The organism is Paenibacillus sp. J53TS2, assembly GCF_018403305.1.
GTDB classification, from domain to species: Bacteria; Bacillota; Bacilli; order Paenibacillales; family Paenibacillaceae; genus Fontibacillus; species Fontibacillus rhizolycopersici.
Genome location: NZ_BOSK01000001.1, coordinates 179,281 through 202,957, shown reverse-complemented (window position 1 = coordinate 202,957; position 23,677 = coordinate 179,281). Strand labels below are relative to the sequence as shown.

The following is a 23,677-nucleotide window of genomic DNA, read 5'->3' as shown; positions in this document are numbered from 1 at the left end:
ATCTAGGGGGTGTTTTCGTTTGCCACGGAAACGGAAGAAGAAGAAGGCTGCCATTGGCAGCATGCTCAAATACGAAATATACGGAATCATCCTGATTACCTTATCCATTATCGCATTGTCCGGGGAGGCTGCCGTAGGAAGAACGTTATCGAAAATGGCCGCGTTGATCCTCGGCAAATTTTATTTTGTGATCCCTGTGATCGGCATTTACATAGGACTAGCTGTCATGATTAATCGAAAATGGCCTAATCGCTGGAACGCCCGCCGCAGCGGCGTGCTGCTGGCAGTGCTGTCGCTGACGTTGATGAGTACGATTTCGGCCATGCAGCATAAACTGGCTCCGGCAGTCCCTTTGTCTACGGGCAACGTTCTCGGCCAGATTCATCGCGATTTGCAAGCGGCGCTGTTTCAGCCCGCTGTGAGCGATTCTGGGATGAGCTTGCTGGGGCTGGATATCAGCGGCGGTTATGTCGGCGCCCTGGAATTCGCCTTGCTTTACTCTCTGTTTGGCATGGCCGGTGCCAAGCTGATTATGATCGTGCTGCTGGCCATCAGCTTTATGCTGGTCACAGGACTGTCCTACGTTGATCTATTCCGAATATTGCGTTCTAAATTGGCCGTGTTAGGCGAGAGTCTTGGGAAGAAAATGCGGATGCTGCGTCCTGTACCGGTACGCGGCAAAGCCAAGCGGGTAGAGAAATCGACCCCGGCGGTAACCTCTTACGATGATCCGGAGGAGGAACCTCACGATAATGACGAGGCTGTAATTGCTTCAACTCGGAAGAAGCCGGTATTTTTCCAATTGCTGAATTTTAAGGGAAGACCGGATGAACCAGGGATAGAACCGCCAAATCCGGATGAACAGGGAGATGTCGAGGCTGCCGAACATACCGCTGAAGCGGAAATCAATTGGAATGAGCTGAATTACATCGGCAAGGAAGAAGGGACGGAGAGAGGTCAACTGGAGGATCATCGCGGCAACGACACCGGCCCGATCATCCGCGATTTCTTCGATCATATTCAACGGGAAGGCCTGCACCACGATGAGGATGGAGAAGAAGCCGAGCGAGGTATCCCCGACCTCCATGACGATTCCTTAGCAGAGCGGGAAGCTGACGATGCGTTTGACGACGCATTAGCAGGGAACGCCGATGCTGTGAACCGTGGCGAGTCAGGACTCGAAGGAGAGGGTGGCGTTGTTAGCCCTAGCGAAGAAATAGCTCCGCCCCCTCCGCCTAAACCGGCACCGAAGCCGTATAAAATGCCTTCCTTCCGGCTTCTCTCCAAACCGGCCGGAGCGGGCAAATCCGGTGATCAAGCCGATTACATGCAGACCGCCCGCAAGCTGGAGGCCACGCTCGAAAGCTTTGGCGTTCGAGCTCGGGTGCTGGAGGTTGTGCGCGGACCGGCGGTGACGCGCTACGAAATTCAGCCGGATATCGGCGTGAAGGTCAGCCGAATCGTCAATTTGACGGACGATATTGCCTTGGCCTTAGCCGCTAAAGATATCCGTATGGAAGCGCCGATTCCGGGCAAATCCGCAATCGGCATCGAGGTGCCGAACAACGAGGTATCGCTGGTCACGATGCGTGAGGTGATGGAGACACCGACGTTTATGGATGCGGAATCGAAGCTGAGCATTGCTTTCGGGCGCGATATTTCCGGTCAGACGATCGTCGGAAACCTGGCGAAAATGCCTCACCTTCTGGTAGCCGGAGCGACGGGCTCAGGGAAATCGGTATGCATTAACGGCATTATCACCAGCATCTTGTTCAAAGCAAAGCCGGATGAAGTGAAATTTATGATGGTCGACCCCAAAATGGTCGAGCTCAATGTCTATAACGGGATTCCTCATCTGTTGACCCCTGTTGTCACGGATCCCCGGCGAGCTTCGTTGGCACTTAAGAAAATCGTCGTTGAGATGGAGAAACGTTATGAGTTGTTCTCCAAATCGGGAGCACGGAACATTGAAGGCTACAATCACATGATGGCGGATCGACCGGAGGCCATCTTGCCTTACATCGTGGTCATCGTGGACGAGCTGGCGGACTTGATGATGGTCGCGGCCAGCGATGTCGAAGATGCCATCGCGCGGCTGGCACAAATGGCCCGTGCTGCCGGCATCCATCTGATTATTGCCACGCAGCGGCCGTCGGTCGACGTCATTACCGGCGTCATCAAAGCCAACATCCCGTCGCGGATCGCGTTTGGGGTATCCTCTCAGGTGGATTCACGGACGATCCTCGATATGGCGGGCGCCGAGAAGCTGCTAGGTCGCGGGGACATGCTCTATATGCCGATGGGCGCCTCTAAGCCGATACGGGTGCAAGGCGCGTTTATGAGCGACCAGGAAGTTGAGACCATCGTAGGTTTTGTGCGGGGGCAAGGTCAAGCCGAATATGACGAAAGCTTGGTTCCCGAGGTCGACGATGAAGTGCACGAGGCGGAAGAGGTGTTGGACGAGCTTTATGATCAAGCCGTCCAGATCGTGCTAGAAGCGAAGCAAGCCTCCGTTTCGCTGTTACAGCGGCGGATGCGCGTCGGCTATACCCGGGCTGCGCGACTGATCGATTCCATGGAAGCGCGAGGGATCGTCGGACCTTATGAAGGCAGTAAACCAAGAGAAGTATTAATGTCAATGGAGCAATACAAAATGGGAAGGATCTCCTCCTGATCTGTCAGGATTAGGGGAATCCTTCCCCTTTCTTTTTTTAGGAGTACTCGAAACTTAGGGTGCATAGGAAGGGACGACGCTTGTCATACTAAAGTCACCCATCCTTGTTGAACAACTTCTAAAAAGAGAGGTAGAGCTAAACATATGAAGAAAGCGAAGATCTGGTTTGCCTCCGGTTTAGTGCTGCTTTTGTTCGGAATCGGATACGGAGCGAACGTACTCCGGCATACGCTTGACGAAGGCAAAGTCAATACCTATAAAGCACAGCCCGCGTTCAGTGAGCAGGTTATCGATTATGGGGCATTCGGGAAAGACGTGTATGAGCTGCAGGGGAGGCTTTCTTATCTTGGTTTTTACCACGGTAAGTTAGACAGCTACTTTGGTCCCAAGACGCGTGACGCCCTCAAATGGTTCCAGTCGGAGTTTGGGATGGAGGCGGATGGCCTCGCTGGCCCAAAAACGAAGTTAAAGCTTTACAACGCCACGAAAAACTGGAAGCCAGGCATGGAATACGCCAATGCCGGTGGGGCGGCGAAACCTCAAACCGGAACGGGAAATAAAACCGGTGGAGAGGGTGGCGGTGCAGGTAAAGTGAAAGCGGAATCCGCGGATCTATCCGCCTCCAACGCCATGGGATTGTCGGAGAACGATTTGCGGATTATGGCTAACGCCGTTTACGGGGAGTCGCGCGGCGAGCCGTTTGAAGGCCAGGTTGCCGTAGCGGCGGTGATCTTGAACCGGGTGAAGTCGCCGAGTTTTCCTAACACCGTGTCCGGCGTCATCTTTCAGCCTGGCGCATTTACGGCTGTTGCGGACGGTCAAATCTGGCTGGAGCCTAACGAACAAGCCCGCAAAGCCGTACAGCAGGCGCTAAATGGCTGGGATCCGTCGGGAGGCTGCATTTACTATTTCAACCCAAGAACGGCGACCTCGAAATGGATCTGGTCGCGACCGCAGGTCAAGACGATCGGAGAGCATATTTTCTGTATGTAAATAGTTGATTATCGAAGGAGCAGCCGCTTGTCGTCAGGTTGCTTCTTTCCTTTGAATTGGTATAGAATGGAACTGACTTTCTAGTAAAGGAGTTTTGGGTTTGAACAAAACGCGATTTGAGCGCGGCTCCGTAGGCCATATCCGGCTTCACGTCCTGCCGACCAACCGATTCAAAACATTTGCCATTTCCCTCTACGCGGGATTGCCGCTGCAAGAGCAAACGGTAACCGCTACCGCCCTCACTCCGTTCGTGCTGCGCCGAGGTACGGAATCCTACCCGGAAACCACGCAGTTCCGCGAGCAGCTCGAGCATATGTATGGGGCGGGCTTCGGCTTTGATGTATATAAACGTGGCAACTACCAGATGGTTCAGTTCCGGATGGATACGATCAACGATTCTTTCGTGAAGAGCAACCATTCGCTCCTCGGCCAAAGCTTCGCTTTCCTTGGCGAAGTCGTGACCAAACCGGCCAAGGAAAACGGTGCCTTCCGCTCGACATACGTCAATTCGGAACGGGAGTCGGTCCGCAAGAAGCTGGAAGGGATCATCAACGATAAAATTCGTTACGCCGCTGAACGCTGCACAGAAGAGATGTTTAAGGACGATCCGTACCGTCTTCACCCGCTTGGAGAGCGGAGCCAATTGGACGGAATTACGCCGGAGTCTTTGTACGCCTCCTACCAGAACTGGCTGCAGCAGGCTCACATGGACTTGTATGTGGTTGGCGATACGACATTAGCCGAGGTAGAGGAGCTGGTCTCCAAGCATTTCAGCTTGAGTCGATCGATCTCGCCGGAATATGAGCCGGAGCAGGTCCATATCCGAGGCGGTGAAGTTCGGACGGTCAAGGAAGTTCTTGATGTTAATCAAGGCAAATTAAACTTGGGCCTCCGCACGCCGATCACTTACGGAGATGAGCGATACGCTTCTTTGCTGCTGTATAACGGCATTCTCGGTAGCTACCCGCATTCCAAACTGTTTATCAATGTCCGTGAAAAAGAGAGCTTGGCCTATTACGCAGCCTCGCGTTACGACGGGCATAAAGGCATCGTTGCCATTCAATCGGGGATTGAAATCGCCAACTATGAAAAGGCGCTTCGCATTATCGAAGCCCAGCTGGCGAGCATGCGCGACGGAGAAATCAGCGAGCTGGAAATGTCCCAGACCAAGGCGATGATCCGCAACAGCTTACTGGAGATGCAGGATTCCGCTTTTGAAATGATCGCCTATGATTTCAACCGCGTCTTATCCGGCAAAGACCGGCCGGCGGAGGAACTGCTCCGTCAAGTGGAACAGGTGCAGCCGAAGGATGTTGTGGCGGCCGCGGAAACCGTCCAGCTCGATACGATATACTTTTTGACAGGCCAGAAGGAGGGGTAGGCGGATGGAAACGATACGTTACGACGCTTTGCAGGAAACGCTGTATCGCGAAACGATGGAGAACGGACTGCAGGTCTACGTGCTTCCCAAACCGGGCTTCCAGAAAACATACGCCACGTTCTCGACCAAATACGGATCGATCGATAATCATTTCCGAGTAGAAGGGCAGGAGGACATCGCGGTTCCAGATGGCATCGCGCATTTTCTGGAGCATAAGATGTTCGAGGAGCCGGAAGGGGACATTTTTGCCACTTTTGCTTCTCAAGGCGCTTCCGCTAATGCCTTTACCAGCTTCGACCAAACGGTATACCTGTTCTCCGCGACGGAGAACATTCCGGCTAACCTGGAAACGCTGGTCAATTTCGTGCAGCACCCTTACTTTACCGACCAGAACGTCGAGAAGGAAAAAGGGATAATCGGTCAGGAGATCGGCATGTATCGGGATAACCCGGATTGGCGGGTGTATTTCGGCTTGATCGAGGCGATGTACAAGGTGCACCCCGTTCATATCGATATTGCCGGCACGGTGGAATCGATTGGAACGATCACCAAGGAGACGCTGTATACGTGCTACAATGCCTTTTATCACCCTAGCAATATGCTGCTGTTCGTCGTTGGCGGGGTCGATCCCGAAGAAGTGTTTAAGCTGGTCCGGGACAATCAGGAGAAGAAAGAATATAAGCCGCAGGGAACGATTGATCGTCTATTTGAGGCGGAGCCGCAGGGAGTATCCGAGAAACGGCGGGAATCCCGCTTGCCGGTGTCACAGCCGAAATGCTTGTTCGGTTTTAAGGAGACGCGGCTTGGCTTGACCGGCGAGGAGTTGCTGCGCCGAGACCTCGCCACGAAGCTGGCGCTCGATCTGTTGTTTGGGGCCAGTACGAAGCTGTATCAAAAGCTGTATGACATGGATCTGATCTCCGACAGCTTTGGCCATGAATACAACAGCAATCCCAATTACGCTTTCTCAGCGATCGGTGGAGACACCAAGGATCCGGACCGGATGTTGGCCGTGATTAAAGAAGAGACCGAAGCCCTGCTGGCTTCCGGATTCCATCAAGAAGATTTCGAACGGGCGCGCAAGAAGAAAATCGGCGGTTATTTACGCATGTTGAATTCGCCGGAGAACATCGCTCACGAGTTCACCCGTTACAACTTCCGGGGCGGCGACCTCTTCGCGGTACTGCCGCTTTACGAATCGCTTACTCTGGAAGACATCAATGCACGGTTGCGCGAGCATATCGATTGGGAACAGCTGGCCGTATCGATCGTGGTGAGTCCGTAAATGGCGGTTGATCATGGGTTAGGAAAGAATATCGCGGACATGACCGTACTGATCACCGGGGCAAGCCGAGGGATCGGCGCCGAGGTGGCGCTGCGGTTTGCTTCGGTCGGCATGAACGTGGTCATTCACTATATGAACTCGCACGAGGCGGCGAATGAAGTGGCTCGCAAATGCCTAGAGCTTGGAGCCAAGGCTTATACAGTCGCTGCTGATTTGCGGAGCAAGGAGCAAATTTTGCGGATGAAGGAAAGGCTCGAGAATTACGGGCTGTATCCCGACATTTTGGTTAACAATGCGGGGATCTCGCATTACGCGCTGCTGTCCGATGTAACTGAAGAGGAATGGGACGACGTGATGAACGTCAATTTAAAAAGCGTGTTTCTGTGCAGCCAGATGTTCATGCCGCATATGATCAGTCAGCGCTTTGGGCGGATAATCAACGTGTCCTCGGTTTGGGGAATATCAGGAGGCTCCTGCGAAGCGGTGTACTCAGCGGCAAAGGGCGGAGTTAATTCGTTCACCAAAGCGTTAGCCAAAGAACTGGCCCCCTCCGGCGTCACCGTGAATGCGGTGGCTCCGGGCGCGGTCAAGACGGAGATGATGGAACGCTTTGACGAGGAAGAACTCCGCCAGCTGGAGGAGGATATCCCGGCGGGACGGCTGGGTTCGCCGCAGGAGGTTTCGTCACTTGTTTATTTTTTGGCGTTACCGGAATCGGGTTATATCACGGGACAGATCATTAGCCCGAATGGCGGCTGGATTACCTAATCGCCCCTTGATTCGCAGGTTTTGCTATCCGCATGATTCCGCGGCTCGCGTATAAAACCCACGGGATTTTCGCATATTACGACTGTTGATTTTAAATCGCCAAGCGAAGGAGGATTTAATCATGTCAACGGTACTCAAAAATTTTGATACATGGAAGAAATTCCTGGGTGAACGCGTCGAGCATGCGGAAAAAGCCGGTTTCAGCGAAGAGGCGATCGCCAACCTTGCTTATGAAATCGGTGGTTTTCTGGACGACAAAGTCGATCCGCAAAACGAATCCAACCGTGCCCTCAAAGAAATTTGGGATGTCGGTAGTGAAGAAGAGCGGAAAACCATCGCCCGTTTGATGGTGAAGTTGGCCAAGAAAAACGCATAGTTTGGCACTTGAAAAGCTCCCGTTCCGGGAGCTTTTCCCCCATTTTTCCCACCCGCTTGCCTTTCATTTTCATTTTATATATCATAAAACACATATGAACATGTAATATCAATATTGGTAAGAAATGTTTTGCAAATTGTTTTTGCAAAACAGCAGGAATTAAGACCTATTTTGTCGAATGATGCATGAGGATATGGAGAAGGTGTCTGCGATGGTAGAGAAACAATGGTATCTGGAATACAAAATACATAAGAATCGTCCGGGACTTTTGGGGGATATCGCTTCCATGTTAGGGATGCTGGAGATCAATATATTGACGATCAACGGCGTTGAAGGTAAGACTCGAGGACTACTTCTGGAAACGGACGATGACGGCAAAATCGATCAAGTCAGCCAGTTGTTGAACAAGGTGGACAGCATTACGGTGACCGCTTTACGCAATCCACGGCTTGTCGACTTGTTGGCTGTGCGCCATGGCCGATACATCGACCGGGATTCCGATGACCGTAAGACGTTTCGGTTTACTCGGGATGAACTAGGGATTTTGGTTGATTTTCTCGGAGAGGTGTTTAAGCGGGAAGGACATCAGGTAATTGGACTCCGAGGCATGCCTCGCGTTGGCAAGACGGAATCGATTATTGCCGGCAGCGTCTGCGCCATGAAGCGATGGACGTTTGTATCTTCAACGCTCTTGCGGCAAACGGTACGCAGCCAATTGTCTGAGAACGAAATGGATCCCCACAATGTATTTATTATAGACGGTATCATCAGTACGTTACGTTCCAATGAAAAGCATCATCAGCTCTTACAGGAGTTGATGTCCATGCCTTCGACCAAAGTCATAGAGCATCCGGATGTATTTGTTAAAGAGTCTGAATACAGTTATGACAATTTTGACATTATTATAGAATTGCGTAACAATCCGGAGGAGCAAATCGTTTACGATACGTTCACGACAATTTATACGGACGATCTGTAAGGGTTTGCCGCATAATTAATCATAGCATAGCAGGAGGTGATGGTCGTGTCGGAATTGGGCCAGCAGTTAAGGGAAGCCCGCCTTGCCAGAGGTTTGTCGCTGGATGATGTACAGGAAATGACGAAGATTCGCAAACGATATTTGGAAGCCATCGAAATGGGTGATTATAAGGTTCTGCCTGGAAGCTTCTATGTTCGGGCTTTTATTAAAACGTATGCGGAAACCGTTGGCTTGGATGCGGACGAACTGCTTGCCGAACATCGGCAAAATGTGCCTTCTTCAGCTCCGGAACCCACGATGGAACCGGTCATTCAAAAACGACGCAGCCGGCAGCACAACGAGCGCAACTCGAAATGGTTGTCCACCACGCTGATGTGGTCGTTTGCCGTGCTGATTTTAATCGTTATTTATATGTATTTCTCGGTCTGGGGCAACAACAAGGATGAAGCCGAGGGGAATAAGGAGCCGGATCCTACGCCGGTGACTCAAGGGAAAACGCCAACAAATGGGAATCAAAATGGCACGAATGCGGGGAACGGAACGGCCGGCGATGCCGTGGGCGGAAACAAGGGCGCCGGAAACGGGACGGATACTGTAACGGATCCGGGGACGAACAACGGCACCAATGCAGGTAATATGGGGAATGGGGGCAATGAAACCCCGGGTAATGAACCCGGCAATCAAATTACCGTCGTCCCGGATGGAACAGAAGGCAGCACAACGAAATACAAGATTCAAAATCCCGGAACCCAGCCGGTACAGGTCGTTATAACGGCAAGCGGCGAAAGCTGGGTAGAAGTTCGCAAAGGAAGCAAAAGCGGGGAAAAGCTGTATTTCGGAAAAACCAAAGACGGCGACGTGCTGACGTATGACGTTGTACCGGAAGGTTTGTACATTTTGTCGGGGAATTCGGCTAAGACCGCGATTGCGGTAGCGGAACAACCGATCGAGGACGGCAAGACGACATCCCGATTCTTCCTCAGTTTGGATGATGGGACTGGCGGCAGTACCGCAGGTAATACGGGGACCGAAACCGACGGTACCGTTACCAACAACGAAACAACGACAGGGAGCGAATAAGCGTAGGCGGGAACCCGGCCAACTGCTTGTTCGAGAACGAAGAGCGCGGTTGAGACCGGTCCGGTCTAACGGCGCTTTTTTGGCTGTCTTGAGACCGCGATGACAGGGATACTCGACTTTGCGAATTTTTTTACATATAATTTAATTATGAAAAGATTGGAAACCGAGAAAGGAATGTGACTTATGGCTTCGGAAAATTCTTTCGACATCGTTTCAAAAATGGACATGCAGGAATTGACCAACGCGATCGATCAAACCGAACGGGAAATCGCAAACCGGTTTGATTTTAAAGGGAGTAAAAGCGAGCTTAAGCTGGAGAAGGATGTGCTGGTGATCGTTTCCGACGATGATTATAAGCTGGGCGCCGTCATCGACATCCTGCAATCGAAAATGATCAAGCGAGGCTTGCCGATCAAGAATCTGGATTATGGCAAGATTGAACCGGCTTCGCTCGGCACGGTACGGCAGCGGATTAACCTGAAGCAGGGGATCGACCAGGAGAATGCCAAGAAAATCAACATCTTGATCCGCGACTCCAAGCTGAAGGTCAAAAGCCAGATCCAAGGTGACCAAATTCGCGTCACCGGCAAAAGCAGAGACGATTTGCAGGAGATCATGCAGATGTTGCGCAAAGCCGATTTGACGGTGGATTTGCAGTTCACCAACTTTAAATAGAGCGTAAAGTGCACAACCTCTTAAAGGTCTCTTGCGGCGCCGGTTTTGAGCTGCGGAGGCCATTTTCATATTTTTGACAGCATCGGTACTGGAATATTATACTTGTAGAGGTTGTTCAATCGTTCGTATGACGGGAACTTTGGCTTTTAGGCGATGGGGGAAATGGTTCATGACAGAAAAGGTAAAAATCGTGACGCTCGGCTGCGAGAAAAATCTGGTTGACTCGGAAATTATGTCGGGCCTGATTGATCAGCGTGGCTACTCTTTGGTGGATAATCGCGAAGACGCAACCGTAATAATCGTCAACACCTGCGGGTTTATCGATGCAGCCAAGGAAGAGTCGGTCAACACGATTCTTGAGCTCGCCGATCTAAAGGAAAGCGGGCGGCTGAAGGCGCTGATCGTTTCCGGATGTTTGACGCAGCGATATAAGCAAACATTAATGGATGAAATGCCGGAGATCGACGGAATCGTCGGTACGGGGGATTTTCACCACATCAACCGGATCGTCGACGAGGCGCTTAAGGGCAAGAAGCCGGCGCTGGTTGGCAATCCTGTCTTTAATTATGAACAGGCGCTGCCACGCAAACTGACCACGGCCCGGTATACGACTTACGTGAAAATTGCCGAAGGCTGTGACAACAATTGTACGTTCTGCAGCATTCCGATCATGCGCGGGAAGTTCCGCAGTCGCTCAATGGAATCCGTCCTTGAGGAAGTGCGAAGCATGGCCGCCCAAGGCGTGAAGGAAATCAGCCTTATCGCGCAGGACTCGACCAATTACGGTACCGATTTATATGGGGAGTTTAAACTGGCTGAGCTGATGGACCGGGTAACCCAGGTGGAGGGGATTGAGTGGGTGCGTCTGCATTACGCTTACCCCGGCTTTTTTACGGATGAGCTGATCGAGATGATGGCGACGAATCCGAAAATTTGCAAATATGTAGATATGCCGTTGCAACACAGCGAAGACGCAATTCTGAAGCGTATGCGCCGCCCTGGACGGAACCGTGATATCCGTGAGCTAGTTGCCAAGATTCGTGCACGGATTCCTAATGTTTCGCTGCGCACTTCCTTGATCGTCGGGTTCCCCGGGGAAACCGAGGAGGATTTCGAGCGGTTATGTGAGTTTGTGCGCGAGGTGAAGTTCGATCGGCTTGGCGTTTTTACCTATTCCAAGGAAGAGGATACGCCGGCGTCGCGTTTACCGGACCAAGTTGACGAGGCTGTGAAGGAGTGGCGAGCCAACACGTTGATGGAGATTCAGCGAGAGGTTGCTAATGCGAACAGCGGCAAGTTTGTCGGCGAGGTGCTGGACGTCTTGATCGAGCGTTACGACGGCCGCAGCGACGTTTACGTGGGCCGCTCGCAATACGATGCTCCGGAAATTGACGGCGAGGTATTCGTTACGAATTGCCCCGTCGGGCTCGGGGAACTGACCAAGGTGCGGATTACGCATGCTTTTGACTATGATCTATCCGGGGAGGCCGTCCTGTGAATTTGCCCAACCGTATCACATTAACCCGTATTTTTATGATTCCGGTGATGCTGGTCTTCTTGCTGGTCGACGCCGGGTGGCTGTCCCATGAGATTACGCTCGGCGTTTACTCGCTGCCGGTCCATCAGTTGATCGCAGCGGTTCTGTTTATCGTCGCGGCCAGTACGGATGGGATCGACGGCTACATCGCCCGCAAATATAATCTGGTCACCAATCTAGGCAAGCTGCTTGATCCTCTAGCCGATAAGCTGCTTGTTGGCACCGTGCTGATCGGACTTGTGGCGATGGGCAAATGTGACGCCTGGATCGCGGTCGTCATCATCAGCCGCGAATTCGCCGTAACCGGCCTACGTGAAGTCGCACTGTTGGAGGGCTCCGTGATTGCAGCCAGCAAGTGGGGGAAGGCGAAGACCATTACGCAAATCATCGCGATTTCCGCGTTGTTGCTGAACAACTTTCCATTCGAATGGCTTTCGTTCCCGTTCGACGATGTTGCGATGTGGTTGGCGGCCGTCATCACGCTGTATTCGGGCATCGATTATTTCGTAAAAAATAAGAGCGTGCTTTCTTTTTCCAAAGCATAAACTGATGTTGGCGTTCGGTCGGCCGGAAAGGTGAAGGAGGCATGCGAAGGTGAGAGCGGAAATTATCGCGGTCGGGACGGAGCTGTTGCTCGGCCAAATTGTAAATACCAATGCGCAGTATCTGTCGCAAGAACTCGCGGCGTTGGGGATGGACGTTTATTTTCAGACCGTGGTTGGAGATAACATGAAACGGCTGGCGGAGGCGGTGAGAACGGCCTCGGGGAGGGCCGATGTGTTGATCTTTACCGGCGGGATCGGTCCGACGCAGGACGATTTGACTAAAGAAGCACTGGCCGAGCTGTTGGGACGGACCCTCTATATCGATTCGGAAGCGATGGCGAACGTTGAGCGATTCTTCCAAGGCCGCGGAGTCCCGATGACAGAGAACAACCGTCGCCAGGCGCTGGCTATTGAAGGAGGCACACCGCTTCCGAATGAAACGGGATTAGCTGTGGGCAATGCGCTTTCTGTAGACGGAAAGTTTTATATCGTGTTACCTGGACCGCCGAAGGAAATGAAGCCAATGTTCGAGCGCCAGGCGAAGCCTTGGATTCTGGAGCATGTGCTGACCGGCGAGATGCCGATTTATTCGCGGATGCTGAAATTCGCCGGGATTGGAGAATCGGCGCTGGAGACGCGTTTGCTCGACCTCATCCAGGCTCAAAGTGATCCGACGGTTGCGCCGTATGCGAAGGAGGGCGAAGTGACCATTCGCGTATCCACCAAAGCGGCAAGCGAGTCGGATGCGACGGTAAAGCTAGATGCGATGGAGCGGGAGATTGCCTCGCGGCTGCCGGAGCATCTGTACGCTAACGTGGATGAGCCGATCGAGAAGACGATTCTCGATTTGATGGCTACTCGCGGATTAACGCTAAGTGCTGCCGAAAGCTGCACCGGCGGACTACTTATGGAAATGTTCACAGCGCTGCCGGGCAGCTCGGCTGTGTTCTCCGGCGGAATCGTGTGCTACTCCAATGAGATGAAGGAGAAGCTGCTGAACGTGCCGCATGACCTGCTGGAGGGCGACGGCGCCCCAGGCGCGGTCAGTGCGGAAACCGCCAAGGTATTGGCGGAACAGGTACGCCTCACCGTAGGCACCGATCTTGGTCTGTCGATCACCGGCGTGGCGGGTCCGGCCCATTCCGAGCGCAAGCCTGTCGGTTTGGTGTACATTGCGATCTCGCGCTGGGGTGCGGATACCTCAGTCTTTGAATTGAACCTCAAGGGTAACCGCGAGACGATCCGGCTACGTGCCGCAAAGACATTGTTGTATCGGTTGTGGAGAGCGTTGCAGGATAATGACGTCAATAGCGTATCGTCAGCTTCCCTTTGACCTTTATCCCTTTCATTCAGAAGTGAGTGAGGGGCTGGGGACGAAAGGGCTGGGCTGGGAAGCTCTTCGGCAACACGCTAGGCAAGTGAATAAGTAGGTGCTTGCACTATGGAAGATTATGACATATAATCAAGGCACGGAAGAACCGTAGCAAACTGTTTCAGTTGTGCTGCGGTTCTTTTTTGTTGTTGGAGTAACTATGGGGAGGGGATGAGAGTGAGAACCAAGCAGTGACTAAGGAGGCAATTAAGTAGATAACTAATGAGAGGTAACTAAGCAAGATAAGTAAGTAGGAAGTGCCGGCTGTCGTCAGACTAGGTTGTGGTGCGAGTGGTGGGGACAAGAATCTGTTCGAAAAATCATATTTAATGGTGCCCCCTGAGAACTAATTTGCTTGTTATGTATGAAAAATCGAATATATTCCTGCCCTAGTGGGACAACATCAGCAAATATATATGAAAAATCGAGTATAATCCGTAATTACAGCCAATTTCGACGAATTATATATGAAATTTCATACATATCTAGATGTAACATAACTCTATCGCCGTGGTGAGCGCATTTCCGAAGGGAACGGCGTCTATAGAGCCTTGTAAAGCGTGCCATGCGCCAAAGTCAGCGAATCCTCGGAAGGGGAGAACGTCTAGGGAGCGCCTCAGTCCCTCCAACGTCAGTCCAGTTTGCGGGATGCCCAAGGGCAGCGGGCCCTTCAGGGCCCTCCCTTACGGTAAGGGAGGGTTTGGAAGGGTTGAGTCCAGGTTTGGGGGGGTTGAGATTTTTTTTACGAATGTATGTTCGAAAAAACGCTTGGCAAACATACCAAAACAAGGTACAATGATATACGTGAGAAGTTACAAATGGCCATGAATTATAATGAATTTATGTTATTTAAGTATCCGATGATTTATATCTAATTTAAGGATGTGAGCTGATTGTCAGATCGTAAAGCAGCGCTGGAGATGGCGCTTCGCCAAATAGAAAAGCAATTCGGTAAAGGTTCAATCATGAAACTTGGAGAATCAACGCATATGCAGGTAGAGATCGTCCCGAGCGGATCGATCGCCTTGGATATCGCCCTGGGTACCGGAGGACTTCCTCGCGGACGGATTATCGAAGTCTATGGGCCGGAATCTTCCGGTAAAACGACGGTAGCGCTGCACGCGATCGCTGAAGTTCAGAAGATCGGTGGACAAGCTGCCTTCATCGACGCCGAGCATGCATTGGACCCGTCTTATGCCAGCAAGCTGGGCGTGAACATCGACGAACTTCTGCTGTCCCAACCGGATACGGGGGAACAAGCGTTGGAGATCGCCGAAGCGCTCGTGCGCAGCGGCGCGGTCGACGTTATCGTCATCGACTCCGTTGCGGCACTGGTGCCTAAAGCGGAGATCGAAGGCGAAATGGGGGACTCGCACGTTGGTTTGCAAGCCCGCCTTATGTCACAGGCGCTGCGGAAGCTGTCGGGGGCAATCAGCAAGTCGAAGACGATCGCGATCTTTATTAACCAGTTGCGCGAGAAAGTTGGCGTAATGTTCGGCAACCCGGAGACGACGCCAGGCGGACGCGCGCTGAAGTTCTACTCCACGGTACGTTTGGATGTGCGCCGTATTGAAACAATCAAGATGGGCAACGACATGGTGGGGAACCGGACTCGGATCAAAGTCGTGAAGAACAAGGTGGCTCCTCCTTTCAAACAGGCCGAGATCGATATCATGTACGGGGAAGGCATTTCCAAAGAAGGCAGTCTCATCGATATCGGGACGGAGCTGGATATCGTGGACAAGAGCGGTGCCTGGTATTCGTATTCCGGTGAACGCCTTGGACAAGGTCGCGAGAACGCAAAGCAGTTCTTGAAGGAACATCCGGAGATCGCGAATACGATTGAGCAGAAGATCCGCGAGTCCAGTAATTTGACTACGTCGGTAGCTCCGGCTTCGCCCAACGAAGTGGAAGCGGAGCTTGAGGAAGAGCAAGCGCTGCTTGGAGAAGAATAAGCTCGTTAAGCTGTAATGATCAAGCGCTCTGACCGTCGGTAAATCGCCGGGGCAGGGCGCTTTTGCAGTACTTGGGAAATCGATGAATAGCTTAGGCTGAACCGGAGGGATTTGATGTGAGTACGTGGGGACAATCGCGCGGAAAAGCCGCGAGTAGAAGAGGCGGATCTTCCTCCGGCCAACGTAGCGAAGAAGAAATCGTAGATATTTCCGACGAGTCGTTCTGGGAACCGCGGCCGCGAGATGTCAACCGGGATCCGGACGGGGCGGAAACGGAAGACTCCGCCGGTTTGGACGCCTTCCCCGAGGACGTCGAGCTGGTGATTACGTCCGTGATGATGCTGAAGCGGCCGAAGTATCGTTATCGAATCTCATTTGGCGTTTATTCGTTGGAGGTCCATGAGGACGTGATGATCAAATACCGCATGATTAAAGGCGCGGTATTTACCAAAGTAGACCTAGAGGAAATCGTAGCGGCTGACGAGCGCCAGCAGGGATATGCCGACGCTGTGAAGTATCTAAGCTTGAAACCGCGAACGACGTACGAGATCGCGCAACGTCTAGGGGAAAAGGGTTGGAGTGAGGAGACGATTCAGGACGTTCTTGTCCGCCTTCAGTCGGAAGGTTACGTGGATGACGCCGTATACGCTCAGGAATGGGCTTCTCAACGCGTTAAGCTGCGTGGAAAGGGAAAGCTGTGGGTCAAGCATGAACTACGTCAGAAAGGCGTCTCTAAGTCGCATATCGAGGAGGCGCTCGGCGAAGTTAGTGAAGATGACGAGTTTGAGAGCGCTCTTCAGCTAGGATTGAAGAAGTGGCAAGGGACGACGGGAGAACCGCTTGACCGCAAACGCAAAACGGGGGCTTTCCTGCAGCGCCGTGGATTTAGTGGAGGCGTTGTGTCCCGGGTTATGCGCGAACTCGGCAACCGAGAACAAATGCATGGAATGGACGAATGGGACGAAGAATAAGAGGACGGGAGGGAACTCCTGTCATTAGCTTGACAATATCTTTTGTCAAATAATAAAATGAACATGAATCCATATCGTGAGAAGCCCTTTTTTTCCTTCCAAAATTATGGGTCTGCGATAGGATTTATGTTCTCCAATCATGAAGGCAAAGTGCCGCCGCTTGAATAGCGGAAGGGTCATGCATTGCAGCATGAACTGCTGAACTGAATGGGCAAGTCATGAATTTTTTGTATGAATGATGAACCTAGAAACGAAAAGTAACTACAATTGCAAACATCCCAAGGAATGCCTTGGAGGAAACAACGGGGAGGTGAACAGATTGAACGCTGGAATCTGGATCGTTCTCGTTGCAGCCGCTTTATTCTTTGGGTTCGTGATCGGGTATTTTATTCGCAAGTCTCTTGCCGAAGCTAAAATTTCCAGTGCAGAGCACGCGGCCAGTCAAATCTTGGAGAATGCCAAGAAGGACGCAGAAGCACTGAAAAAGGAAACGGTTCTGGAAGCTAAGGACGAAGTCCATAAGCTTAGAGCCGAAGCTGATAAAGACATTCGTGAACGTCGGAATGAAATACAACGACAAGAAAGACGATTGTTGCAAAAAGAAGAGTCGCTGGATAAAAAATTAGAATCGCTTGAACGTAAAGAAGAGCAAGTGGTCAGCAAAGAGAAACGAATCGAAGAAACACAACAGCAAATCGACTTGATTTACAAGAGTCAGGTTCAGGAACTGGAGCGAATTTCCAACCTTACGATGGAAGATGCCCGTTCGATCATTTTGAACAACGTGGAGCAGGAAGTACGTCATGAAACCGCGCAGATGATTAAAGACATTGAACAGCAAGCGAAGGAAGAAGCGGATAAGAAATCCCGCGAGATTATTACGCTGGCGATTCAACGTTGCGCTGCCGATCATGTGGCGGAGACGACGGTTTCTGTCGTAACGCTGCCGAACGAAGAGATGAAGGGACGGATCATCGGCCGGGAAGGCCGGAATATCCGCGCACTCGAAACCTTGACTGGGATCGATCTCATTATCGACGATACACCGGAAGCGGTGATCTTGTCGGGCTTTGACCCAATTCGCCGTGAAATCGCTCGGACCGCCTTGGAGAAATTGGTGGCGGACGGACGGATTCATCCGGCCCGGATCGAAGAAATGGTCGAGAAATCCCGCAGGGAAGTGGACGAACGCATTCGCGAATACGGCGAACAAGCTACGTTCGAAGTGGGCGTGCATGCCCTGCATCCGGATTTGATCAAGATTTTGGGACGACTCAAGTTCCGGACAAGCTACGGTCAGAACGTACTGAAACACTCGATGGAAGTCGCTTATCTGACCGGATTGATGGCTGGAGAGTTGGGCGAAGACATCGCTCTTGCCAAACGGGCAGGATTGCTGCACGATATCGGTAAAGCGCTTGATCATGAAGTGGAAGGGTCTCATGTCGAAATCGGTGTGGAACTGGCTAAGAAGTATAAGGAACATCCGGTGGTTATTAACAGCATTGCCTCTCATCACGGCGATTGCGAAGCCACCTCTGTCATTGCCATGCTGGTTGGCGCGGCCGATGCTCTGTCGGCGGCAAGACCGGGTGCACGTCGGGAAACGCTCGAAACCTACATTCGTCGGTTGGAGAAGCTCGAGGAAATTTCCGAGTCGTTCGAAGGTGTCGAGAAATCGTTTGCCATTCAGGCGGGCCGCGAGGTACGCGTAATGGTGCAGCCGGATAAGATCGACGATGCGGAAGCATTCCGCTTGGCGCGTGACATTACCAAGACGATTGAAAATGAACTGGATTATCCGGGACATATCAAAGTTACCGTCATCCGCGAGACGCGGGCGGTTGAATACGCCAAGTAAAGGTTATGCTGAAAAGTGGCCCCTCGCGGGCCGCTTTTTCATTGCCTGGACGACCCCAAGTCCATGCGATCTTAGGGTCATTGGTCAGAGGAGGGAACCACCATGAAAGTTCTGTTTATCGGAGACATCGTCGGAAATACGGGGAGGAAAGCACTGAAAGCCACGCTGCCCCATTTAAAATCGAAATATAACCCGCATATCATTATCGCTAACGGGGAGAACGCCGCGGCGGGCCGGGGCATTAACGCCAACATCGCCAAAGAGTTTTTCGACCAAGGCGTACACGGCTTAACGATGGGCAACCACACATGGGACAATAAAGAAATTTTCGATTTCATCGATGACGAGCCGCGCATGGTCCGGCCGGCTAATTATCCGCCAGGCACGCCGGGGCAGGGATTTACCGTGATCAAAGCAGGCGGTAAGGAACTGGCTGTGGTGAATTTGATGGGCCGTACTTTTCTGCCGGCGATCGACGATCCATTCCGGGCTGCCGATGAGATCGTCGGTCAGCTATCCAAGAAGCACAAGTGTATTCTGGTCGATTTCCATGCTGAAGCAACATCAGAAAAAATAGCCATGGGCTGGCATCTGGATGGCCGTGCCTCGCTTGTCGTGGGGACGCATACGCATGTGCAAAGCAACGACGATACGATTCTGCCGCAGGGAACAGCTTACTTGACGGACGCCGGCATGGTCGGCTCACGCGAAGGCATTCTAGGCATGGAACGCACCGCGGTGCTGCGCAAGTTCACTACCCAGCTTCCCGTCCGGTTTCAAGTCTGCGAGGGAAAATGGCATTTCCACGCCGTGATCGTCGATATCGATGACTCCACGGGGAAGGCGAAGAAAATTCAAAAAATTCGCTTGCTTGAAGACGAATGGTTGATGGATTAGGAAACCGGAAAACGATTCCACTGCGATGCGGTGAAACGCCAGGAAGTCCCTAGGAACAAGGCCTCCCGAAACTTCTCCTCCGAGAAAAAGAAGGAATATCCCGAATTCTCACGAATATCTTCTAAGTAGTGGAATCCAACGAATATTCCCAGGGAGGTACTAACCATGGAAGTATTAAAGGTTTCAGCAAAATCCAACCCCAACTCCGTTGCCGGCGCGTTGGCTGGCGTACTCAGAGAACGTGGCGCTGCTGAACTTCAGGCCATTGGGGCGGGGGCTCTAAACCAAGCCATCAAAGCCGTAGCGATCGCCCGGGGATTCGTCGCGCCAAGCGGCGTGGACTTGATTTGCATTCCAGCCTTTACCGACATCGTGATCGATGGCGAGGATCGTACCGCTATTAAATTGATCGTAGAACCGAGATAACGTTTTAATAGAGATGACGCCTGTTTACATCCGTAGACAGGCTTTTTTGTTTTTTTCGGCAAACTATACGTAACGAAGGAGGAAGGATCATGACGAGACCGATCATTGATTTTCATTGCGACGCCTTAAGCAAACTGCAGCTAGATCCTAAGCTGGATTTTTCGAAGGATCGCCGCCTCGATGTAAATCTACGCCGTTTGAAAGAGGGCGGGGTGAAGCTGCAAACGTTCGCGATTTTTCTGTCTCAGCGGCTGGGCCCCCCGAAAATGGAACATATCCTAGAACAAATCGATGTCTATCAAGAACGCGTTCAACCTATGGGGGTGCTTCCCGTACAATCTGTGGAGGATCTGGATGCCTTGGAGCGTGGGGAGGCCATCGGAGGGCTGCTGTCGCTGGAAGGGGCGGACGGGCTGGAGGGTAACTTGCATTATGTCCGCGTATGTTATGAGAAAGGCGTTCGCTTTCTCGGACTGACCTGGAATTATGCCAACTGGGCCGCCGACGGGGTCATGGAGCCGCGTAACGGCGGGTTTACGCCAGCCGGTCTGGAGCTGGTCAATCTCTGCCATGAGCTCGGAATCATTCTGGATGTCTCGCATTTGTCGGTCAAAGGATTTTGGGAGCTTCAGGAGCTCGCGGAGTCAGCCGGCAAGCCGTTTATCGCTTCCCATTCCAACGCGTACCAGGTTTGCCCGCATGCCCGGAATCTTCGCGACGATCAGATCCAGGCGATCATCAAGCTGGGCGGTCTAATCGGCGTGACTACCGTACCGTGGTTTGTTAAAGAGGGGCGAAGCGCGTCCAGCAAAGATTTGCTGCCACATATCGAGCGGATTTGTTCGTTAGGGGGATCGTCTAACTTAATGTTCGGGTCCGATTTCGATGGGATTGAATCGCACTTAACCGATTTCCGACATTCGGGACATTACGCCGTTTGGCAGGAAACTTTGCTTAAATATTATCCGGAAGAGCTTGTCCGCGGATGGTTGTACGACAACGCAGCCGCGTTCCTGCGCGCTTGGTTGCCTTCTCACAAGTAAGCGCTTTAATTCATCCAATTGTGAGAACGAATTGATCGAAAACTACTATATGAAAAAAGGCTAGAAAACGCTTGCTTTTTACCAGGTTGAGACATAAAATTGACATGACTCTGAAACAGAATGTTCACAAACAAGGGGTTAGAATGTGACCTCTTGCACGTTAACATTCAAACTTCATTATTATTCTATTTTTTCCATTGCGATACGATTAAAGGGGTGGGCGATCTTGATTAGTCAATTGTCTTGGAAGATCGGTGGACAGCAGGGCGAGGGCGTTGAAAGTACGGATCGGATTTTTTCGACGGCTTTGAACCGGCTGGGATATTATTTGTACGGGTATCGGCATTTCTCCTCCCGTATTAAAGGCGGTCATACGAATAACAAAATCCGGATCAGTACCAAGCCGATTCGCGCGATTTCCGACGACTTGGACATTTTAGTCGCTTTTGACCAAGAAAGTATCGATTTGAATGCACAGGAGCTGCGTAGCGGCGGGGTGATCGTGGCGGATGCCAAGTTTAACCCGACGGTACCGGAGGGCGTGGATGCTCGTTTGTTCCCGGTGCCGATTACCAGTATTGCCGAAGAACTTGGGACTTCACTGATGAAGAACATGGTAGCTTCCGGTGCATCCTGGGCGTTGCTCGGACTTCCGCTAGAAGTATTCAATAAAGCGGTGGAAGAGGAATTCGGCCGTAAAGGGCCAGCGATTGTTGAGAAGAATATCGAAGCGGTCAAACGGGGAGCGGATTTCGTACTGGAACTCGCAGGAGGTCCTCTGGAGGAATTCAAGCTTGAGCCCGCTGACGGTAAGCAAAAGCTGTTCATGATCGGCAACGATGCGATCGGCTTAGGGGCTGTAGCCGCAGGCTGCCGGATTATGAGTGCTTACCCGATTACACCGGCTTCTGAAATTATGGAATATTTGATTAAGAAATTGCCGAAATTCGGCGGAACGGTCGTACAAACGGAGGATGAAATCGCGGCGATTACGATGGCGATCGGTTCGAGTTATGCAGGTGTCCGTACAATGACGGCATCGGCGGGACCCGGTCTGTCCCTGATGATGGAAGCGATCGGCTTGGCCGGGATGACCGAAACGCCGGTTGTTATCGTCGATACGCAGCGTGGCGGTCCAAGTACAGGTTTGCCGACCAAGCAGGAACAGAGCGATATCAATGCACTGATCTATGGCACGCATGGGGAAATTCCGAAGATCGTCATCGCACCAAGCTCGATCGAAGAATGCTTCTATGATACGGTGGAAGCCTTCAATCTGGCTGAAAAATACCAAGTGCCGGTGATCATAGCTACGGATTTGCAATTATCCCTTGGTAAGCAGTCGTGCGAAATGCTGGATTACAGCAAGGTTTCGATTGATCGCGGCTACCTTGTGAAGGATATTCCGGATCGCGAAGATTCCAGCATGTTTAACCGTTATGCCTTTACGGAGAACGGCATCTCCCCACGGGTATTGCCAGGTGAGAAGAATGGCATTCACCATGTGACCGGGGTCGAGCATGATGAATCCGGACGTCCGTCGGAAAGTACGGTTAACCGGAAGAAAATGATGGATAAACGTCTGCGGAAGCTTGCTCAGCTTGAAGTCACTAACCCGGTTCACCTGCAAGCGCCACACGCCGAACCGGATCTGCTCATTATCGGCATGGGTTCAACGGGAGGAACGATTGATCAAGCCCGTGTACACCTGTCCGAAGACGGGGTGAAGACGAACCACATGACCGTGCGACTGATGCATCCGTTCCCAACCGAGCAGGTGTTGCCGCAAATCGCGAAGGCGAAGAAAGTGGTCGTTCTGGAGAACAATGCTACCGGCCAATTGGCGAATTTGATTAAACAAAACATCGGCTACCACGACAAGATCGTGAATGTACTGAAATATAACGGCAATCCGTTCCTTCCTTCGGAAGTCTACGAGGAATGCAAGAAGGCATCCGGGAATAAAGCGCAGGAGGAGTTGGTGAAAAATGGCAACGTTTAAAGAGTTCCGTAACAACGTTAAACCTAACTGGTGTCCGGGCTGCGGCGATTTCTCCATTCAAGCCGCTATTCAACGCGCCGCGGCGAATGTAGGTCTTGAACCGGAGAACCTCGCCGTCATTTCCGGGATTGGTTGCTCCGGTCGGATTTCTGGATATATTAATGCCTACGGTCTGCATGGGATTCATGGCCGCGCACTGCCGATTGCCCAAGGCGTAAAGCTGGCGAACCGCGATCTGACGGTTATCGCCTCCGGCGGCGACGGCGACGGCTTCGCGATCGGGATGGGCCATACGGTGCATGCGATTCGTCGTAACGTCAACATCACTTACATCGTGATGGATAACCAGATTTACGGGTTGACCAAAGGGCAAACCTCCCCGCGCAGCGGCGAAGGTTTCAAGACGAAGAGTACCCCGGAAGGCTCGGTGGAATCGACCTTGTCACCGCTTGAAATCGCCTTGGCGTCCGGCGCCACTTTCGTGGCCCAGTCGTTCTCCAGCGATTTGAAGCAGCTCACGTCGCTGATCGAGCAAGGGATCCAGCACGAAGGCTTCTCCTTGATCAACGTGTTTAGCCCATGCGTTACCTTCAACAAGGTGAACACGTACGACTGGTTCAAAGAGAACATCATCAATCTAGAGACCGTTCCGGATTATGATCCAAGCAACCGGGCGATGGCCATGGCGAAGCTGATGGAGACAAACAGCATGATTACCGGGCTGATCTATCAAAACAAAGCGAAGAAGAGCTACGAGGATCTCGTACACGGCTTCAAGGAAGAGCCGCTGGCATATCAATCGCTGGCGTTGTCCGAAAGCGAGTTTGACAATCTTGTAGCAGAATTTAAATAATGGG

20 protein-coding genes are annotated in these 23,677 nt (G+C 52.0%); all 20 read left to right on the top strand.

The window, feature by feature from the left end; translation table 11 throughout:
* Positions 1-19 precede the first annotated feature (19 nt).
* Positions 20-2,674, top strand: a complete 2,655-nt coding sequence (locus KJS42_RS00955) for an FtsK/SpoIIIE family DNA translocase (RefSeq protein ID WP_193415243.1) — start codon at positions 20-22, stop codon at positions 2,672-2,674.
* A 144-nt stretch (positions 2,675-2,818) separates the two neighbouring features.
* Complete coding sequence (gene sleB, locus KJS42_RS00950) at positions 2,819-3,667, top strand: spore cortex-lytic enzyme (RefSeq protein WP_155608001.1); 849 nt, start codon at positions 2,819-2,821, stop codon at positions 3,665-3,667.
* Between the two features lie 100 nt (positions 3,668-3,767).
* Positions 3,768-5,048 (top strand): EF-P 5-aminopentanol modification-associated protein YfmF, encoded by a 1,281-nt coding sequence (yfmF, locus tag KJS42_RS00945; RefSeq protein ID WP_193415244.1) that lies wholly within the window; start codon positions 3,768-3,770, stop codon positions 5,046-5,048.
* Positions 5,049-5,052: 4 nt separating this feature from the next.
* Positions 5,053-6,333, top strand: a complete 1,281-nt coding sequence (gene yfmH, locus KJS42_RS00940) for an EF-P 5-aminopentanol modification-associated protein YfmH (protein ID WP_155607999.1) — start codon at positions 5,053-5,055, stop codon at positions 6,331-6,333.
* Positions 6,334-7,101, top strand: coding sequence for an elongation factor P 5-aminopentanone reductase (gene ymfI, locus KJS42_RS00935; protein ID WP_213621717.1), 768 nt, complete (start codon positions 6,334-6,336; stop codon positions 7,099-7,101).
* A gap of 121 nt (positions 7,102-7,222) precedes the next feature.
* Positions 7,223-7,477, top strand: a complete 255-nt coding sequence (locus tag KJS42_RS00930; protein ID WP_155607997.1) for a DUF3243 domain-containing protein — start codon at positions 7,223-7,225, stop codon at positions 7,475-7,477.
* A 211-nt stretch (positions 7,478-7,688) separates the two neighbouring features.
* Entirely contained in the window at positions 7,689-8,456 is a 768-nt protein-coding gene (locus tag KJS42_RS00925; protein ID WP_193415246.1) for a DUF3388 domain-containing protein, read from the top strand.
* A gap of 45 nt (positions 8,457-8,501) precedes the next feature.
* The gene (locus tag KJS42_RS00920) at positions 8,502-9,536 is read left to right on the top strand and encodes a helix-turn-helix domain-containing protein (protein WP_193415247.1); all 1,035 of its coding nucleotides are present in this window, start codon (positions 8,502-8,504) and stop codon (positions 9,534-9,536) included.
* 183 nt (positions 9,537-9,719) lie between these two features.
* Positions 9,720-10,211 (top strand): YajQ family cyclic di-GMP-binding protein, encoded by a 492-nt coding sequence (locus KJS42_RS00915; RefSeq protein ID WP_155607994.1) that lies wholly within the window; start codon positions 9,720-9,722, stop codon positions 10,209-10,211.
* 169 nt (positions 10,212-10,380) lie between these two features.
* On the top strand, positions 10,381-11,709 hold the full coding sequence (gene rimO / locus KJS42_RS00910) for a 30S ribosomal protein S12 methylthiotransferase RimO (RefSeq protein ID WP_155607993.1): 1,329 nt from the start codon (positions 10,381-10,383) through the stop codon (positions 11,707-11,709).
* The gene (gene pgsA, locus KJS42_RS00905) at positions 11,706-12,293 is read left to right on the top strand and encodes a CDP-diacylglycerol--glycerol-3-phosphate 3-phosphatidyltransferase (protein ID WP_193415248.1); all 588 of its coding nucleotides are present in this window, start codon (positions 11,706-11,708) and stop codon (positions 12,291-12,293) included. The genes rimO and pgsA overlap by 4 nt, the downstream gene beginning before the upstream one ends.
* 49 nt (positions 12,294-12,342) lie before the next feature.
* Positions 12,343-13,626: a competence/damage-inducible protein A gene (locus KJS42_RS00900; protein ID WP_213621716.1), complete on the top strand. Its 1,284-nt coding sequence runs from the start codon at positions 12,343-12,345 to the stop codon at positions 13,624-13,626.
* Positions 13,627-14,558: 932 nt separating this feature from the next.
* Positions 14,559-15,620, top strand: a complete 1,062-nt coding sequence (recA, locus tag KJS42_RS00895; RefSeq protein ID WP_155607992.1) for a recombinase RecA — start codon at positions 14,559-14,561, stop codon at positions 15,618-15,620.
* Positions 15,621-15,736: 116 nt separating this feature from the next.
* Entirely contained in the window at positions 15,737-16,591 is an 855-nt protein-coding gene (locus KJS42_RS00890; protein ID WP_213621715.1) for a regulatory protein RecX, read from the top strand.
* Positions 16,592-16,910: 319 nt separating this feature from the next.
* Entirely contained in the window at positions 16,911-18,452 is a 1,542-nt protein-coding gene (gene rny / locus KJS42_RS00885) for a ribonuclease Y (RefSeq protein ID WP_213621714.1), read from the top strand.
* Between the two features lie 102 nt (positions 18,453-18,554).
* Positions 18,555-19,349, top strand: coding sequence for a TIGR00282 family metallophosphoesterase (locus KJS42_RS00880; RefSeq protein ID WP_213621713.1), 795 nt, complete (start codon positions 18,555-18,557; stop codon positions 19,347-19,349).
* Between the two features lie 165 nt (positions 19,350-19,514).
* Positions 19,515-19,775, top strand: coding sequence for a stage V sporulation protein S (locus tag KJS42_RS00875; RefSeq protein WP_006286829.1), 261 nt, complete (start codon positions 19,515-19,517; stop codon positions 19,773-19,775).
* An 89-nt stretch (positions 19,776-19,864) separates the two neighbouring features.
* Complete coding sequence (locus KJS42_RS00870; RefSeq protein WP_213621712.1) at positions 19,865-20,818, top strand: dipeptidase; 954 nt, start codon at positions 19,865-19,867, stop codon at positions 20,816-20,818.
* 226 nt (positions 20,819-21,044) lie between these two features.
* On the top strand, positions 21,045-22,820 hold the full coding sequence (locus KJS42_RS00865) for a 2-oxoacid:acceptor oxidoreductase subunit alpha (RefSeq protein ID WP_213621711.1): 1,776 nt from the start codon (positions 21,045-21,047) through the stop codon (positions 22,818-22,820).
* Positions 22,807-23,673, top strand: a complete 867-nt coding sequence (locus KJS42_RS00860; RefSeq protein ID WP_155607987.1) for a 2-oxoacid:ferredoxin oxidoreductase subunit beta — start codon at positions 22,807-22,809, stop codon at positions 23,671-23,673. The genes KJS42_RS00865 and KJS42_RS00860 overlap by 14 nt, the downstream gene beginning before the upstream one ends.
* Positions 23,674-23,677: the final 4 nt, after the last annotated feature.